The sequence below is a fragment of the Methanobrevibacter sp. UBA417 genome (genome assembly GCF_002508845.1).
In the GTDB taxonomy this organism is placed as follows: domain Archaea; phylum Methanobacteriota; class Methanobacteria; order Methanobacteriales; family Methanobacteriaceae; genus Methanobrevibacter_A; species Methanobrevibacter_A acididurans.
This window is the reverse complement of record NZ_DAZC01000024.1, coordinates 105,446-123,035: the sequence shown is the minus strand read 5'-3', so window position 1 is coordinate 123,035 and position 17,590 is coordinate 105,446. Positions and strand designations below refer to the sequence as shown.

Sequence of the window (17,590 nt, the reverse complement as noted above, 5' to 3'; positions counted from 1 at the left end):
TCCATTTAATAATTATTTTCATTGATATTTTGGACTTTTCTTAAAAAAATTATCCAAAGTAGTTTGATGAGAATGAAGTAACTCATTTAATAAAGTACTAACCTTAACATACTTACTAATAGGAATTTTAAGTTGAGTACTAGCATAATGTAGGCAAGATTTTAAATCTTCAAACTCTTTATAAGGTTCTTGCATAGCAAATTTAATATTTTCTCTAACATTAAAAACACCTAAAGGAACATAACCATTATAAGCTTCACGTAAAATAATTAAACCAGCTTGTTTCTTTTCACGAGCTAATTCATCAAGTACAGCATATTTAGCAGTATAATAACAACCACCAACAGAAGAATATTCCTTTTTACCACCATTTAATTCATAATCACTAAAAATCATTTCCTCTTGACCAAGAATTTTAATAAAAGCTTCAGTCCATTCATACTGCCATTCAACAGGTAATAAAATAATAATATACTTATTCTTTAAACTATAATATTCATAAACACGATAAGAATCAATAATAGGATAATTCCTAACAGATTTAAGTAAACCATCTGCTAAAGTAGTATCACAAGCAGTAATACTCCAACGAGTAGGAACTAACTTACGACTTTTACCAATACCAAAAGCACCAACACTAAAAGCTTTTTGCATATTACTAAACGGAACATCTTTATCATGCAAACCCATAACAGCTTCAGCAGCTTTTAAATCAGTATCATAATAAGATTTCTCTAATTGATGATCCCATTTAACAGCATCAATATCAAACTTTTCAATCACAGCACTAGGACCATGAGGGGTACTATCCTCACTTAAAACACTACCATGAGGAATTTTACCAAAAGTAGCTTCACTATCAATAGATTTACTAGCTAAAGAAATATCCTGCAACTTCTCAACAAAAGGATTATCTAAATCCTTAATACTGATTAATTGCTTACCTCTTACTAAATTAAGACGGTAATTGATAATTTCATCTTGAGTTTTATGTTCAGGTAACCATGATTCTGGAGAATCCACAATACTAGTATCTCCTTTTTCATTAACCATCATTGGTCCAGCATATACTTTAGGATAACTCCATCTACCAATAAAAACACTAGGAGGAGTACTACCTTCAAGATCTTTACCTACCTTAACAGATTTCATCTGAAGATCTTTAGTTAACTTTTCAAGGTAAGCATTTTTTGTTGTTTTTGACATAAAAATCAAATTAAATAAAATAAATTTTTTTTTTTAAATGAATACTATTAGTGTTAAGATAAAAAAGATTAGTAAAATCCAAATTATACTAAAAATTATCATAACAATTATTTCAGTGTTTGTAAAACTTCTTTTTGTTCTAAGATTTAAATCTTCTATTCTCCAAAAATCATTCATAGATTCTTGAATGTTAATAATACTCCATAAACCTAAAAAGGGTATACAAATATAAATTAACAAATTAGCAGGTGAAGAAAATGATTCAATTCCTCTAGATTCTATTAAATCTTCCCAATCATTAAGTAAATAGTAAAATACTATCCAATTACCAATAGGAATAAAAGTAAAAATAAAGGTACGTACACCTACACTAATATTTTTACCATAATTTTCTTTTAAGATTTTACTATTATTATAAAACCAATAAATAGAATATAATCCAAATGTAGTAATCATTAAAAGGAATAAACGTCTAATAGGAAAAGCATGATTGTACGTAATATGACCTTTTTCCTTAAACTCTTGTTTATTAGAATTTAAGAAATTTTCCCTATTTTTATACATAAAATTTTCATTATTAATGTGATTTATGGGATGGATGTTTTCTTTAGTGTTGTAACTATTTGGAATATGGTTTCTTGATATAGCTTCATCACTAACCCAATTATAACAGTATCTACATTTTTGGGCTTTTATGGGTATTTCTCTCCCACAATATTCACATTTTTTTGTTTCTTCATTTGACATATTCTAATTAAATTTTTATTCAAATTCAATAGTGCTTGGAGGTTTATCACTAATACTTAAAGCAACATGTGTGACTTCAGGCACTTCTGATGTGATTCTTTGACTAATTTTCCGTATAACACTCCATGGTAATTCTGGAACATATGCAGTCATAGCATCAATACTGCTAATTAATCTTAAAACTACTAAATAACCGAAATCTCTTTGATCTCCTTTCACACCTGTAACTTTAGTATCTGTTAAAACTGCAAAGTATTGCCATAAATCTTTATCTACACCTGAAGCTTTAATTTCTTCACGAACAATAGCGTCAGCTTTTCTACAAATTCTTAAATTTTCTTTAGTTAAGGGTCCGATGACTCTAACTGCGAGACCTGGACCTGGGAAGGGTTGTCTTTGAACTAATTCTTCAGGTAAACCTAGTTCATCACCTATTAATCGAACTTCATCTTTATATAATTCTCGGATTGGTTCAACAACTTTTAAAACCATTCCACTAGGTAATGCTAAGTTATGATGGGATTTAATTTTACCTTCTGATTCAATCCAGTCAGGTGCAATTGTGCCTTGTACTAAAAATTTTGCATCAATCTTTTTAGCTTCTCGTTCAAATATTTCTATAAAAACTCTTCCAATAATTTTACGTTTTTCTTCAGGATCATTTACACCTTCTAATTCTTTAAGGTATTCTTCTGAGGCATCAACATATTTGAAGTTTAATCGGTCTTCAAAAATATTACAAACTTGTTTTGCTTCACCTTCACGTAATAATCCATGATCTACAAAAACAGCTGTTAAATTATCCCCAATTGCTTCTTTAACAAGTACTGAGCAAACACTACTATCTACTCCACCAGATAATGCAATTATAGCTTTTTCATCACCTATTTCATCTTTTACTTGTTTTATTGCATTTGGGATAAATTTTTCTGGTTTAAACATGATTTTAACCTGAATTTTTTATTCTTCTTCAGCTGGTGGTTCATAATCTTCAATGATTTTTTTAATTATTGCTTCTAATCCGTCTTCATGTCCACTTTCAACAGCTTCCATGATATCATCATATTTAATGTATTTTTCAAGTTTTACAGCTTTTTGTCCGATACCTGCGATTTTGAAACTTTGTTCTTCATCTCCAACTATGATATTAACGTATTCTTTACGGATTCCAACTTTATTGTCTAATGCTTTATTTTTTAAATCTTCAGAATTATCTATCATTTTTTATCTCCTAAAATTTTTTTTATAAATCTATAAATATGGTTTTTATTTATATTATTTATTTTAATTATAGTTTTCTAAGATTTAAAATTAAATTATATTTTATTAATTTTATTTTTTAGGAGTAGTATTAGTTTTTTTGATTATCTTTTTTTGCTTGTAATTTTTTTTTATTAAGATTATTTTTTCCAATATCTTTATAAAGGGTTATGAATATATATTCATAATACTTAGTAGTAAAAAAAAATAAAAAATCAAAATCTACTATAAAAAAAAATTTGGAGATTCATTAAAATGGAAAAAAATTTAAAATACACATGTAAAAATTGCGGATTTACTTGGATAACCCTAAACGGAGAACATAAAGTTTGCCCAAAATGTCACAGTGAAGAAATTCAATTAATAGAAGAAGTAAAAGACTTAGATGTAGAAGCAATCTTAAATCATAATAAAATGAGAGGAGGATGCTGTGGATCTGCACGAGGACAAGGACCATTAACCTGTGGAAAACCAGCACCAGACCATGCAAACCCTAATACCCCCCACGACAAGAAAAACTGCTGTGGATACAAAGACTAAAAAAAAATAAATTAAGTTCTTTTTAAAATTTTCTCATTACCTTAAAAAAAATAAATTAAAAAAAAATAGTTAATATGGATAAAATATAAAAATAAATCGATTTTATAATTTATCCTTACAAATTTTATAAAAATTCATAAAAATTTCATCACCTAATGGTGTAGTGTGAACTTCTGGATGGAACTGAATACCATAAATATCTTTATTTTCATGTTTAATAGCTTCAATATCACACAAATCACTATTAGCTATAATTTTAAAATCTTCAGGTAATTTCACAATTTCATCTTTATGACTACTCCAAACATCCATATTTGGAGCTAAACCTTTAAAAAGATCATCATCATTAAGAATATCAATAGTAACTTGAGCATAACTTTCAGTTTCACTACTAGTAACTTCACCATTAAAAGCCTTAGCTATTAATTGATGACCTAAACAAATACCTAATATAGGAACATCAATATTCTTAATATACTCTACAGTATTACCAGCACCTTCTGCAGAAGGACCGCCCCCAATAATTAAACCCATTGGTTCTTTTTCTAAAATTTCATCAATACTTAATGAATTTGGAACTAATTCTGAAGGAATATCGAGATAAGATAAACTTCTTTGAATTCTATGATTATATTGGCCTTTATTGTTAATAATAATAATTTGTTTCATTTAAATAACCTGTAAAAAAAAAAATTTTTTAATATAATAATTATTTATAATTTTTATACTTAATTAAATTTATATACTATAAATATGTTAAATTAGCTTATGGAATTAGAACAATTAATATTAATAATAATTGCAATCTTAATTGCAGTAATAATATTTAAAGTATTCATGTGGTTACTACCAATAATAGTTATATTATTAATAGCATATTTTATCTATGTATACTTCACAGATGAGTATTAACTAAAACTCCCATCCAAACCCTTTTTTTTATAAATCTCTTTCATTAAAGGCAATACTACTAGCAACTGCACCTTCACCACAAGCAACAACCCATTGTTTAATACCACCAGTAATATCACCAGCAGCATAAATATGATCCACATTAGTTTTTTGTTGTTTATCTGTTATAATATAACCAGCATCATCTAATTTAACACCTAAACTAATAGCTAACTCATTTTGAGGAAGATCTCCAATAGCAACAAATAATGCATCAGTTTCAACATCAATTATACTACCATCAGTTTTTTCAAGAATCACACTTTCTACAGTTTGACTGCCTTTAATTTCTTTAACAACTGCATTCCAGATTACATTAATTCCTTTTTTATCTAAAACATCTGTTAAATATTTTTCAGCTCTTAATTCATCCCGCCGATGCACTATCTGAACATCACATCCAAGATTAGTTAAAAATATACTCTCTTGAGCTGCACTATTACCTCCACCTATAACAAGAACTTTACGATTTTTAAAAAACATTCCATCACAAGTAGCACAATAAGAAACACCTCTACCTTTAAATTCCTCTTCACCTGGAACATTTAATTGGCGATGTTTACTTCCAGTAGCTAAAATAATATTTTGTGTATGGTAAGAATCTTTATCAGTATTAATAATGAAACTTCCATCTTCTTCTTTACTAATACTTTCAATATTTTCCATTTCATTAATTTGACAATATTGTTCACATTGATTCTTTGTATGTTCAATAAGTTTCATACCATTTATATGCTCATAACCAGGATAATTTTCCATAGCAGGAACCTCTAATCCTAATCCACCAGTTAAACCTTTATCTATTAGTAAAGTTTTACTATTCTGTCTTCCAGCATAAATCCCAGCACTTAAACCAGCAGGACCTGCTCCAATAATGATAATTTCATATTCTTCCATACTAACAAAATCTCCTTAATAATATAATTTTATAATCTTTTTTGTATTTCTTCTCGGACAATTTTATTCACAATACTTCCATCAGCTTTACCCTTTAACTGTTTCATACTCATACCCATTAAAGGACCCATAGCACCCATTTGACGTTCACTAATCATAGTTTCATTTTCAGATACAATATTTTCTATAATTTTTTGAACATCATCTTCACTTAATAAAGTTAAGTTATTCTCTTCAGCTAATTTTTCAACATTTTTACTTGGATTATCACTAATACTAATTAAAAGTTTATTTAATGCATCTTTACTAATTTTATTATCTTTTAATAATTTAAACATGTCAACGAGTTTATCAAAAGTAATATTGTTAATATTATGATTATCCCTACGTAACTCTTTTAAATCATATGCAAGAACACTAGCTACAGGAGTACTTTCAACTTTCACTTGTTTTAAGATTTCTTCAAACATATCAGCTTCTTGAGTACGTACTAATTGATTAGCTAAATCTTCACTTAAACTATATTCTTTAATGATTCTAACCTTTTTCTCATCTGGTAATTCAGGTAAGTTATTAGCAATTTTATTTATGTGTTCTTTACTAATTTGGAATAATGGAATATCAGTTTCTAAATACATCCGATTAGCTGTTGCAAGAGGTCTCATATATTCAGTGTTTCCATCTTCTAAACATTTACGTGTTTCTTCAACAACACCATCAAATGCCATTTTACTTCTACGTATAACTTCTTTTAGAGCACTAGTTGCTACTTCAGGTTTTTCGGCAACAATAATAATCGCATCTTCAGGTTCAACTTTTAAGTATCTTTTAAGTTTATCCACTTCTTCTTGACTTATACCATAAGCAGGTAATTCATCAGTATGGAATAATCCATGAACACCACGTTTTTTAGCATAACCTGATAATTCAGTTCCAAATCTTCTACCTGGTTGAACTTCTAATCCAATAAGACCATCAAATCCTTTAAGAATAATTGCTTTAATACTTTTAGCACTCTTTAAAATCTTACTTCCAGTATCCTTAAATACTTCATCAATGTCATAAATTTCATCAATTACCTTAGCATTTCTTTCTTTTAACTGATTACGTATTTCAATTAACTTTAATTGGCGTGTTACTTCTCGTTCAACTATTTCAGGCATTAATTCTAAGTCTTGAACACCTTTAATTTCTACACGTGCACCTTCAGCAATACTAATATTTACATCCTGTCTGATTGTTCCAAGTCCTCTTTTAACTTTAGTACTTCTTAGAACTTGTCCGATCATATAAGCTACATGTTGCATTGCATCAGGATTATGAACACTAGGATCTGTTGTAATTTCTGCAAGTGGAATTCCTAACCTATCAAGACGGAATTCAGTATATGGTCCTTCACTGTCAACTCTTCTAGCAGCATCTTCTTCTAAACCTAAAGTTTCTATTTTAACTTCACCATAAGGAGTGTCAAGATATCCATCAGTTGCAAGTAATCCTGTTCTTTGAAATCCACTAGTATTACTTCCATCAATTACTTGTTTTCTCATAGTATGAAATTCATCTACAACTTTCATGTTTAAAAGTGAAGCTATAGTTAATGAAATATCTAATGCTTCTTTATTTAAATCATGTGGAGGTTCATCATCAGTTTCCACAAGACAAGTATGAGTGTTATATGATTCATAATTGAATCTTTGTTTTTGCATTGATTCTTGATATGCTGCTCTATCAATTTGTCCTAATTCACTTTGAGTTGGTCTTAATATTCTTTTAATTTCTGCATCATAATTATCATCACGTAATTCTGTTGGGCATGGGCAAAAAAGTTTACTTTCAGTATCTAATTGTTGATGAACTTCTAATCCCATTTTAAGACCTAATTTTTTCCAATCTCTACTCATAAATAATCACCTAAATCATTATTTTTTTTTAGTTTAAAAAATATTTAACAGAACTACTATGACTTAATTCACCTGCAATATTAGTAGTCATAATATTTTCAACATCATTTAAATTCTCGCTCTGACCAAGGGCCCATGATAATTTAACATAAGCAGTTTCAGGAGTCATATCCTGTCCACTTATAACGTGAGCATTAATAAGTTCACGACCAGTACTGTAAACATTCATATTAACTCTACCATAAAGACATTGACTAGTCATAACAATTGCAATGTTTTCATCATAAGCACGATTAAGAGATGGGATTAAATTTTCAGGAACATGACCTAAACCAGTACCTTCAATAAGTAAACCTTTGAAACCTTTATCAATATGATAATCAATTAATTCATTAGTTATACCAGGAAAACTTTTAATAAGTGCAGTTTTAGGTTCTAAATTAGTGTTAAGTTTTAATTCCTTTTCGTTACGTTTAGTGTAAGGTAAATTAGTACTTATAATATTTCCATGTTGTAATTCTGCAATTGGTTCACAATCAATACTTCTAAATGTATCCCTACGACTAGTATGCATCTTACGAACTTTTGTACCTTTATGTAAACTGCAAGTATTATCATTTAAACTATCATGCATACAAACAGTGACTTCAGCAATATCAGATTTTGCAGCACCTACACTATTAAATAAATTAATAAAAGCATCAGTACTAGGACGATCACTACTTCTTTGAGCACCAGTAACTACAATAGGAACAGGAGTTTCCATCATAAAACTAAGAGCAGCACTAGTATAATGCATAGTGTCAGTACCATGAGCTACAACTACACCATCACAACCATTATTAATATCATCAGCAATAGATTCAGCAGCTTCCACCCAATACTCAGGACGCATATTTTCACTAAGAATATTATATAAAGCTTTCACATCATAATTAGCAATATCTAATAATTCAGGGTTTGCACGAAGTAAATCTCCTGCAGTAAAAGCAGGATGAACAGCACCAGTTTTATAATCAATTATACTACTAACAGTACCACCAGTAGATATAATACTAATATCCATCTTCTCAGGGTCATGTTCAATTTTAACATCATCGTATCCAATCTTAGGTTTTTCCCCTTTTTCAACTAGTTTAATTTTCGCATCCTTAATATTAATTCCAATATTATATCCACTATCTAATTTAATAACAATAAATTCATCAAGAGCATCATTAGATCTATCTAAAATAATACCTTCATATGAAACATCATCTTTTTCAATAAAAACAGTATCTCCAATAGAAATACCTGCATCATCAATGAATTTTTCACTTAATTCTTTATAAGTCATAAAAAAATACCTCAATTAAAATATAAAAAAAATTATTATAAAAAAATATAAAAAAATAGAAATAAAAGTAATATATTCTCCTTTTATTTATTTGCTACTGGGATTTTCTCTCATCCATTTAGCACCAGCATGTAAAACTTTAACATTAATGTCAATTAATTTAGGTTTAGAAGCAAAACTTTCTTCAATACCTTTCTCATAAGCTTCAGGTGCTATTAATTCTCCTTCACCACCAATTTCCATAATGGCTCCAAGAATAGCAGTATTCATAGCTTTAGGATTACCAATTTTAGTAGCTATTTCTCTTGCAGGAATTCTAATTAAATGAACACTTTCTTTAGCATTCAAATCTTCATGAGTATAATTCCCTGCACGAGAATCATATAAAATATATCCATCATCTTTAACATCAACTGCAAATTTCATTAAAGCAGATTTATTTAAGGCAATAAGATAATCACAAGCCTCAACAACAGGTGTTCCAATAGTATGAGGACTGATAGTTACACTACAATTACTAGTTCCTCCTCTTTGTTCAGGACCATAACTTGGATACCAACTAACATGATTACCTTCAGCACATGCAGCTTGAGCTAAAGTCAAACCAGTACTTAAAACACCTTGACCACCGAAACCAGCACATTTAATAGTTACATCTTCAAAGTTTTCATCGTCTTTTAATGTTATCATATTAGAACGATCAATTTCAAAAACTTCATCTAATTTTTTAATACTGTAATCTGGAGTTCTACGTTCAATAGGTTCAACATCATGATAATTATCCCGGAATCTTTTTACTGGGAATTCTTTAGCCATTTCATTTATAAGGAAATCTTCTGTTCCTTGTGCATCACGACGTAAATTAGTAGGGCAAGGTGATAATACTTCTACGAAGGCATATCCTTTTCCTTCTTTTTGAATAAGTAATGCTTTACGTATAGCTATTTTTGCTTTTCTAATTAAAGATGGAGTTGCAAGTGATACTCTTTCTATAAATACAGGTGCTTTTAAATTATCTAATAATTCGCACATATGCATAGGATAACCTGTATAATTTGCATCTCTTCCTTCTTGACAGGTTTTAGTTTTTTCACCAATAAGTGTTGTTGGTGCCATTTGTCCACCAGTCATTCCGTAAACAGTATTGTTTACGAAAAATACTGAAATTTTTTCTCCACGATTTGCAGCTTGGATTGTTTCATTTAAACCAATACTAGCTAGGTCACCATCACCTTGATAACTCATAACAATACTATTTTCTTCAGCACGACTTATTCCAGTTCCTACTTCTGGAGCTCGTCCATGTGCTGTTTGCACATTTCCACAATTAAAATAATAATAAGCGAATACTGCACATCCTACAGGTGAAATCATCACACTGCGATCTTGAATTTCAAGTTCATCCATTACTTCACCTATTAATTTATGAAGTATTCCATGTCCACATCCTGCACAATAATGAGTGTTTGTTATGTCGCTTCCTTTATGTGTGAATTCATCGTTAAGACTTTTAGGTTTTTTTATAACTTTCATTTGGTAATCTGGGTAACCTGGTATATCTTCATATTCCTCTTGAGTTTTCATTCTTTTTACACACTCCATTAAATTATTTTTTTTTTAATCTATTACCCTATGTCTTAGAATGTCATCGTTATCTAATTCATCTTTGTATGTTTCATCGTGAGTGTAATCGATATAATATTTTCTTTCTTTAGAATGTAATTTATATTCTTCATCAATACCTGCGTTAACATAAATTCTATTTAAAATATCTTGTAATTCTATAAGATTTCCACCCATACGATTCACAAGACTCACATCTTTACAATATGCTGCACTTTTAACATCTTCTCGTAATTGACCATTACTCATTTCAACACTAATGAAGTCGCATCCTTTTTCGGAAAGTTCAGCAATTTTATCTTTAGGGAAAGGGAATAATGTTATTAAACGTAATAATCCAACTTTAACACCCTTTTTTCTTGCAATATCTACAGCTGTTCTTGCTACACGACTACTTGTTCCATATGAAACAAGTACTATTTTTGCATCATCTAATTTGTATCCTTCATATTGAACTTCATTTTTTTCAATGTCTGCATACTTATCTTGTATGTAATAATTAAAATCTTCTAATTGGTCGAAGTCTAAGAAAATACTTGTAACAAGATTATCTTTTGTTTCTTTGTTTCCTCTCACAGCCCAAGAATTATCAGGTTTTTTATGATAAGCTCTTTCTGGGAATTGTAATGGTTCTGCCATTTGTCCTAATACTGCATCTGCAAGAACAACTACGGGGTTCCGGTATTTATCTGCTAATTCAAATGCTTTCATTGTTAAATCACACATTTCTTGAACACTATTTGGTGCTAAAACAATGTTTTTATAATTCCCATGACCTCCACCTTTAACAACTTGATTATAATCTCCTTGTTCAGGTCCAATATTACCTAATCCTGGTCCTGCCCGCATAACATCAACAATCACAGCTGGTAATTCTGCTCCAGCAAGATAAGTGAATCCTTCTTGCATAAGACTTACTCCAGGTCCGGAAGATGCAGTCATAACTCTATGTCCTGCAGATGCTCCTCCATAAATCATATTGATACTTGCTTCTTCACTTTCAGCTTGTATAAAAGTACGTCCAACTTTTGGGAAATATTTACTTGCTTCATGGAGTACTTCACTTGCAGGGGTAATTGGATAACCAAAATAACAATCACAACCAGCATATAATGCTCCAACTATAACTGCAGTGTTTCCTTTAACCATTTGACTACTCATATTTTATTCACCTTTATAATTTCTTTTTTGCACTGGAATACGTACTTCAATTGCTAAAGGTTCTGGACAAGTATAATAACAATCTCCACAACCTATACAACCTTCTCCAGTATATTCTGCATATTGATATCCTTTATTATTAATACCTTTACTTAAAACTAAACAATTCTTTTTACAGTAAAGTATACATCTCCCACATGCTTTACAATTATTTTTATTAATAATAGGATATGCTTTTGGTTTATTTTCATTCATTTTTATCAAATCTTAAAATATTTTATTTATTTCCATTATTTTATTGTAATAATTATTCTTTATCTGATTTATTTATGTCTTCTCCACGTATAGTGTTTCTTTTGATTTTTCCACTAATGGTTTTTGGTAATTCATCAACAAATTCAATTACTCTAGGATATTTATACGGTGCAGTTACCTTTTTAACATGATTTTGAATTTCTTTAGCTAATTCATCACTTGGAGTATATCCTCGAGTTAAAACAATAGTTGCTTTAACTACTTGTCCTCTAACTTCATGAGGAACACCAGTAATTGCACATTCAAGAACACTAGGATGGGATATTACAGCACTTTCAACTTCATATGGTCCAATACGATACCCACTACTTTTAATTATATCATCATTACGGCCTTCAAAGTGATAGTATCCGTCTTCATCAACCCATACAGTATCTCCACTATGATAATGACCATCAAAATTTTTCTTTTTCATTTGTTCAGGGTTCTTAAAGTATTCTTTAAATAATCCTGCAGGGCGACCTTGATCAATACAAAAAGTTAATTCTCCACGACTTCCAATATCTACAACTTGACCATCATTACCAAGTATATCAAGATTATATAATGGGCTTGGTTTACCAACAGAACCAAGTTTAGGTTCTAACCATATAAATGTACCAAGTCCTAAAGTGGTTTCAGTTTGCCCAAAACCTTCTTTAATACTTAATCCAGTTTGTTTTTTAAATACTTTGAAAACTTCAGGAGGTAAAGGTTCACCAGCTGTTGTAACATGTGTTATATCACTAAAATCATATTTACTTAAGTCTTCTTTAATTAAGAATCTGTAAATAGTTGGAGGTCCACAAAAAGTTGTTACATGATGATCTAAAACCTTTTTTATTAAACTTAATCCATTAAATCTAACATAGTCATAAATAAATATAGCTGTTCCAGCTATCCATTGACCATAAAGGTTTCCCCATACAGCTTTACCCCAACCAGTATCTGCTGCAGTATGATGAAGTCCTTCTTCAACAACATCTTGCCAATATTTTGCAGTTACAATATGAGCTAAAGCATAGATAGGAGTGTGTGCTACCATTTTTGGTTCTCCACTAGTTCCACTAGTGAAGTAAATTAACATTGTATCATCATTAGTAACAATATCTTTTCCTGTTGGTTTTTCGAATTCATCACTCATTTTCATGATTTCGCTGTTGAAATTATACCAACCAGGAATTTCTTTATTTCCTACTATTACTCGTTCGAAATCATACTTTTCATGAGTTTTATTATAATCTCTGATTAAATAATCTTCTTCTACTGTTACAACCATTTTTATTTCTGCTTTACTGATACGATAATCAATATCGTGAAGTTTTAACATATGAGTTGCAGGTACAGCTATAGCTCCTAATTTATGTAATGCTACCATGTTAATCCACCATTCATAACGGTTTTTAAGGGTTAACATTACAGTATCTCCTTTTTTAATTCCTAATTTTTTATAGAAGTTTGCTGCTTGGTTACTTAATTTACTAATTTGTTCAAATGTGAATGTTTTTTCTTCATTATCATCACACCAAACAAGTGCTAATTTATTTGGATCTATTCGTGCATATTCATCTACAACATCAAATCCAAAGTTAAAGTTTTTTGGGATTTTTAATTCGAAGTTTTCTTCAAAGTCTTCGTAAGAGTCGAAATCTACTCTTTTAAGAAATTTTTTTAATAGTGATGTCATTTTATTATTCCTCTAAAAAATAATATTTATTATTAGTTAAATCTCACATTTTTTACATTAAAACAGCTAAAAATTTTGCTGGTTTATTATTTAAAGCAACCATTGCATGTTTATGGGTACTGTCAAATATTACTGAATCTCCAGGGTTTAATTCAATTTCATTATTGTGTATGAATAGTTTTAAGCTTCCTTCAAGAATATAATTAAATTCTTGTCCTGGATGATTATTTAATGAAGGTGTTTTATCCTCTTTAGGATCTACTGTTACTATAAAAAATTCAGATTTTTTATTTGCAAATCTTTTACAAAGGTTTTCATATTCATATTCTTTACTTCTATCAACACTAGTTCCTTTTCCTTTTTTAGTAACATCAAAAATGTTCATTCTGGTTTCTTCACCAGTAAGTAATAAGGATAGGTCTACATCGAAAATATTTGCAATTTCATTAAGTAAACTTGCTGGAATATCTTTTTCTCCTTTTTCATATAAAATATAAGTATCTTCATCAATTTTTAATTGTTCAGCGAAGTCTTTTGTTGAAATTTCAGACAATTCTCTTAAGTCATTAATACGAAGTCCAATTTCTTTTGCGAATTCATTCATATTTTTCTACCTACCATATTATTTTTTTTTAATTAATTTTGTAAAATTTATTTTTAAGTTAAATATAATGTTATCTAATTTTTTATTTTTCAGATTCTAGTTTTTAAAAAAATTAGTAATAAAAAATTAATAATTTTAATTAAATAAGATTTTTTTTCGAGTTAAAATATTAAAAAAGTATTAGTTAAATATTTTAACATATAATAATATCAGTCTTTTATTAATATATACTTTATTAATTTTCATGATAATTAATGACAAATTATTTTTTTTATAATTAGAAAAAAATGTTATATATTATTATATAATAAGAAACCATAAATTTTAAATTAATACAAATTAAAGTTAATTTCTAAAAGAATAAAAAAAAGAAATAATAATAGTAAATCATTTTTATAAAATATTATTAAAAGAATAAAAATCGGAGAAAAATTAATATGTCAGAATCTGATCTTGGTGAAAATTTAATATTTAAAAAACAGTCTGGAGAAGTATTAGAAGTAAATCAAAAATATGTAGGTATAAAGTCTAGAGAAGATGCATTTATGAGTATAAATTTCAGAGTACCTAAAGAAGATATGGAAGTTATACAAAAATTTTTCCAAAGTTTTGATATGATAGAACCTTTCAAAATGGATATATGCAGTACAGGAGACATACCTATTTACTTTAGAGGAATATCTCCAGTTCTTGAAAAAAATGAAATAGGGAATAAATATTCATTTATGGCTTTAACTGTTCAAGAATCTGTGAAAACTCCAGAAGAAATAGATTTATGTCATGAATGTACTGGTTGTGGTTTACACTTTGAAAACTAATCACAATAATATTTATATTTTTTTATAAAAAAATACAATATAAATTTTTAAGGGAGGATAAAAAAAATGGATGAAGAAAACAAAATAAAAGATGAAGATGTGAATTTAGAAGATTATATCACTTTTCAAAAAGAAAATGGTGAAAGTTTAGCTGTAAACATTAAGTATGTTGGAATAAAACAAAGACAAGATCATTTATTAAGTATGAACTTCCATACATTACCTAAATTTTTAAAGGAAATTATTGATTTCTTTGATGATGTAGGGGATGTTGGAAATTTAGCTTATAATATAAGTAATACTGGCTTTGTCCCTGTTAACTTTAGAGGTTTATCACCAGTAGTGCGTGAACCTAGTCCTGATAGGGATGTAATATTTTCCATGTCTTTACTTTTAGATCCTGTTAAAAATGTGCCTAAAGATTCTTATTATGATCCAACTTGTGGAACTTGCCCTTTCCATCATATTGATTAAATATAAGTTTTCTGAGGTTTAAAATGGTAAATTCGGATATAAGTGACTATATAACTTTTAAAAAGAAATCTGGTGAAATACTTAAAATTAAACAGAAATTTGTAGGAATTAAATCTAGACAAGATAAAACTATGGCTATTCATTATAGGGCACCTTTATATGATACTGTTGAAATGGAAAGATTTTTCGATAATTTCAGTACTATTGAAAGATTAAAAATGGATATTGGTGATACTGGTTATATTGGTGTTAATTATCGTGGATTAATCCAAGGTAAAAGTAATGTTTTACCAGAAAATTATGATTACTTAGTTTTATTAGTTGAAGAATTTAAATGTCCTAAAAAAGAAGAATATAAAAATATGAAAAAAAGTTCAAAATTTCGTAATAAATTAGCAGATTAAATTTATTAAATTTTTTCAACATTTTTTCATTTTTAACTATTTTTTAAATTTACATACTATTAAACTTAATAATGTAAGAAGTAGTAATCCGAATTCATTTCCAGTTACTTTCATGTTTACTTCATTACTATTTTTATTTGAATTGTTTGTATCAAATTTATTTGCAGAATTAGTAAAAGTAGATGTATTGTGACTACTATTTTTATTATTTGAATTATTATTTATTGTATTGGTATTATTTGAAGTATTGGTTGTATTACTACTGTTATTATTATTGTTTAAATCATTTAAAGTATTAACTAATACTTGATAATCACAAGTTGTAATTATGGTTTGATTAATATTTGTTTTGCTTAAATTATAAGTTACAGTACCATTAATTAAGTTATTATAATAATTTACACCATCTACACTTACAGTTACATTAAGAGGCATGTTATTAATTTTTATACCATTATTTGATTCTAAAAAGATGGTTAAAATTCCAGTACTGTTATTTTCAATCAAACTAGTTTTTAAATTTAACCAAGTAGCAGGATAACTAATAGTTTTATCATAATCAAGAACAAATCTCCCAGTCCAATTAATAGGATAAGCTGTACTATTTAATGGATTATTTACACCCCACCAATTATTATTAAAATTACTTAAAGAATTAGTTCTATATAAATAGATATCACTTCCAAGAATACCTGAATTATTTAAAATAATACAATTATTAACTATTAAACTGTTAGCATAATTATAAAAACATCCACCTTCAGAAGAAGCCTTATTATTAGTAAAAACACTATTAGTAACAATTATGTTTCCACTATTAAAAATAGCACCACCAATTTCCGCAGAACTATTATTAATACTAATATTATTTAAATTCATTTTTGTATACCAGGAATAAATAGTTCCACCCCATCCAAGTGCAGAATTATTATTAAAAACAGTATTACTAATTTTACAATTAATTGAACTACTAGTAGCTACAGCTCCACCATCATATCCCGCTTGGTTGTTATAAAATTCTGAATCACTTATTTGTAGGGAAGAATTTTTAAGACTAACTGCTCCACCATTAGTACTTGCATGATTGTTTTCAAAGATACAATTTGATATTGTAATTGGGCTATCAAAACTAGAAATGGCTCCACCATCAGAACTATTACCATTAATAAATGTCATATTAATAAAATTAACATTAACACCGCCGGTAATAGTGAAAATAGAAGAATTATCATTATTACCATTTAAGATTATTAAATTAGATTTTCCATTACCTACAAATGTTAAACTTTTATTTACTAAAATTCCACTTTGATTATAAGTTCCAGGTTCTAAAATAATAGTGGATCCTTCACTGGAGGAATCTATACTACTTTGAATTGAATCATTTGATGAAATTACATTATTTTGAATTTCATTATAAAAAGTAATATTATTCTGTGAGTTACCAACGATTTCGGAAGGTTCAGTGCTTATGTTTTCATCTGCTATTACACTTGGTATGGTAATTATTAAAAATAGTAAGAATAAGTTAAATAGTAAAATCTTTTTTTTATAGTTCATTTTTTTTCACTTCCTTTTTTTTGGGAGTTATAATAATTATTATATAAAATTTTAATCGATATAAAATTATGTATACATCGAATTTATTAAGAAAATAAAAAAATAGTAAAATAAAAAAAGTAAAGTA

General features: G+C 28.3%; 19 protein-coding genes. 5 read left to right on the top strand and 14 right to left on the bottom strand.

What is annotated here, in order from left to right; all coding sequences use genetic code 11:
• Nucleotides 1-18: 18 nt before the first annotated feature.
• From BP769_RS04335 to BP769_RS04320, 4 genes are read right to left on the bottom strand one after another with little or no spacing between them, the layout of a single operon-like run.
• Nucleotides 19-1,206 (bottom strand): hypothetical protein, encoded by a 1,188-nt coding sequence (locus BP769_RS04335; RefSeq protein ID WP_409197651.1) that lies wholly within the window; start codon nucleotides 1,204-1,206, stop codon nucleotides 19-21.
• Between the two features lie 33 nt (nucleotides 1,207-1,239).
• Nucleotides 1,240-1,953, bottom strand: coding sequence for a hypothetical protein (locus BP769_RS04330; protein ID WP_413824236.1), 714 nt, complete (start codon nucleotides 1,951-1,953; stop codon nucleotides 1,240-1,242).
• Nucleotides 1,954-1,968: 15 nt separating this feature from the next.
• Nucleotides 1,969-2,895, bottom strand: coding sequence for a glutamine-hydrolyzing GMP synthase (gene guaA / locus BP769_RS04325; protein WP_413827600.1), 927 nt, complete (start codon nucleotides 2,893-2,895; stop codon nucleotides 1,969-1,971).
• 18 nt (nucleotides 2,896-2,913) lie between these two features.
• Nucleotides 2,914-3,174 carry a hypothetical protein gene (locus tag BP769_RS04320; protein WP_413824232.1) on the bottom strand — a complete coding sequence of 87 codons (261 nt, stop codon included), beginning with the start codon at nucleotides 3,172-3,174 and terminating at the stop codon, nucleotides 2,914-2,916.
• A gap of 294 nt (nucleotides 3,175-3,468) precedes the next feature.
• Between BP769_RS04320 and BP769_RS04315 the strand changes: the two genes are divergently transcribed.
• Complete coding sequence (locus tag BP769_RS04315) at nucleotides 3,469-3,753, top strand: DNA-binding protein (protein ID WP_409197647.1); 285 nt, start codon at nucleotides 3,469-3,471, stop codon at nucleotides 3,751-3,753.
• Between the two features lie 102 nt (nucleotides 3,754-3,855).
• Here BP769_RS04315 and BP769_RS04310 read toward each other — a convergent pair whose 3' ends face one another.
• Nucleotides 3,856-4,422, bottom strand: coding sequence for a GMP synthase subunit A (locus tag BP769_RS04310; RefSeq protein WP_413824230.1), 567 nt, complete (start codon nucleotides 4,420-4,422; stop codon nucleotides 3,856-3,858).
• Between the two features lie 99 nt (nucleotides 4,423-4,521).
• Between BP769_RS04310 and BP769_RS04305 the strand changes: the two genes are divergently transcribed.
• Nucleotides 4,522-4,665, top strand: coding sequence for a hypothetical protein (locus BP769_RS04305; protein ID WP_409197645.1), 144 nt, complete (start codon nucleotides 4,522-4,524; stop codon nucleotides 4,663-4,665).
• A 27-nt stretch (nucleotides 4,666-4,692) separates the two neighbouring features.
• Here BP769_RS04305 and BP769_RS04300 read toward each other — a convergent pair whose 3' ends face one another.
• From BP769_RS04300 to BP769_RS04265, 8 genes are all read right to left on the bottom strand, one after another.
• Nucleotides 4,693-5,601 (bottom strand): NAD(P)/FAD-dependent oxidoreductase, encoded by a 909-nt coding sequence (locus BP769_RS04300; RefSeq protein ID WP_413824227.1) that lies wholly within the window; start codon nucleotides 5,599-5,601, stop codon nucleotides 4,693-4,695.
• Between the two features lie 29 nt (nucleotides 5,602-5,630).
• Nucleotides 5,631-7,502, bottom strand: a complete 1,872-nt coding sequence (gatE, locus tag BP769_RS04295; protein ID WP_413824224.1) for a Glu-tRNA(Gln) amidotransferase subunit GatE — start codon at nucleotides 7,500-7,502, stop codon at nucleotides 5,631-5,633.
• A gap of 28 nt (nucleotides 7,503-7,530) precedes the next feature.
• Complete coding sequence (gatD, locus tag BP769_RS04290) at nucleotides 7,531-8,838, bottom strand: Glu-tRNA(Gln) amidotransferase subunit GatD (protein ID WP_413824221.1); 1,308 nt, start codon at nucleotides 8,836-8,838, stop codon at nucleotides 7,531-7,533.
• Between the two features lie 87 nt (nucleotides 8,839-8,925).
• Nucleotides 8,926-10,422: a 2-oxoacid:acceptor oxidoreductase family protein gene (locus BP769_RS04285; RefSeq protein ID WP_413824218.1), complete on the bottom strand. Its 1,497-nt coding sequence runs from the start codon at nucleotides 10,420-10,422 to the stop codon at nucleotides 8,926-8,928.
• A 33-nt stretch (nucleotides 10,423-10,455) separates the two neighbouring features.
• Nucleotides 10,456-11,622, bottom strand: a complete 1,167-nt coding sequence (locus tag BP769_RS04280) for a 3-methyl-2-oxobutanoate dehydrogenase subunit VorB (protein WP_413824216.1) — start codon at nucleotides 11,620-11,622, stop codon at nucleotides 10,456-10,458.
• A 3-nt stretch (nucleotides 11,623-11,625) separates the two neighbouring features.
• A complete protein-coding gene (locus tag BP769_RS04275; protein WP_413824214.1) occupies nucleotides 11,626-11,877 on the bottom strand; it encodes a 4Fe-4S dicluster domain-containing protein in 252 nt (83 codons plus the stop codon).
• Nucleotides 11,878-11,929: 52 nt separating this feature from the next.
• Nucleotides 11,930-13,603: an AMP-binding protein gene (locus BP769_RS04270; protein WP_413824211.1), complete on the bottom strand. Its 1,674-nt coding sequence runs from the start codon at nucleotides 13,601-13,603 to the stop codon at nucleotides 11,930-11,932.
• Between the two features lie 52 nt (nucleotides 13,604-13,655).
• Nucleotides 13,656-14,207 carry a helix-turn-helix domain-containing protein gene (locus BP769_RS04265; protein ID WP_409197637.1) on the bottom strand — a complete coding sequence of 184 codons (552 nt, stop codon included), beginning with the start codon at nucleotides 14,205-14,207 and terminating at the stop codon, nucleotides 13,656-13,658.
• A 437-nt stretch (nucleotides 14,208-14,644) separates the two neighbouring features.
• On the opposite strand from BP769_RS04265, the gene BP769_RS04260 reads away from it, so the two are divergent.
• The 3 genes from BP769_RS04260 (at nucleotide 14,645) to BP769_RS04250 (ending at nucleotide 15,903) form a co-directional block, all read left to right on the top strand.
• A complete protein-coding gene (locus BP769_RS04260; protein WP_413824104.1) occupies nucleotides 14,645-15,025 on the top strand; it encodes a hypothetical protein in 381 nt (126 codons plus the stop codon).
• A gap of 66 nt (nucleotides 15,026-15,091) precedes the next feature.
• On the top strand, nucleotides 15,092-15,499 hold the full coding sequence (locus BP769_RS04255; RefSeq protein WP_413824102.1) for a hypothetical protein: 408 nt from the start codon (nucleotides 15,092-15,094) through the stop codon (nucleotides 15,497-15,499).
• 23 nt (nucleotides 15,500-15,522) lie between these two features.
• On the top strand, nucleotides 15,523-15,903 hold the full coding sequence (locus BP769_RS04250; RefSeq protein WP_413824099.1) for a hypothetical protein: 381 nt from the start codon (nucleotides 15,523-15,525) through the stop codon (nucleotides 15,901-15,903).
• Nucleotides 15,904-15,939: 36 nt separating this feature from the next.
• On the opposite strand, the gene BP769_RS04245 is transcribed toward BP769_RS04250, so the two are convergent.
• Nucleotides 15,940-17,463 (bottom strand): hypothetical protein, encoded by a 1,524-nt coding sequence (locus BP769_RS04245; protein ID WP_413824096.1) that lies wholly within the window; start codon nucleotides 17,461-17,463, stop codon nucleotides 15,940-15,942.
• Between the last annotated feature and the right edge of the window lie 127 nt (nucleotides 17,464-17,590).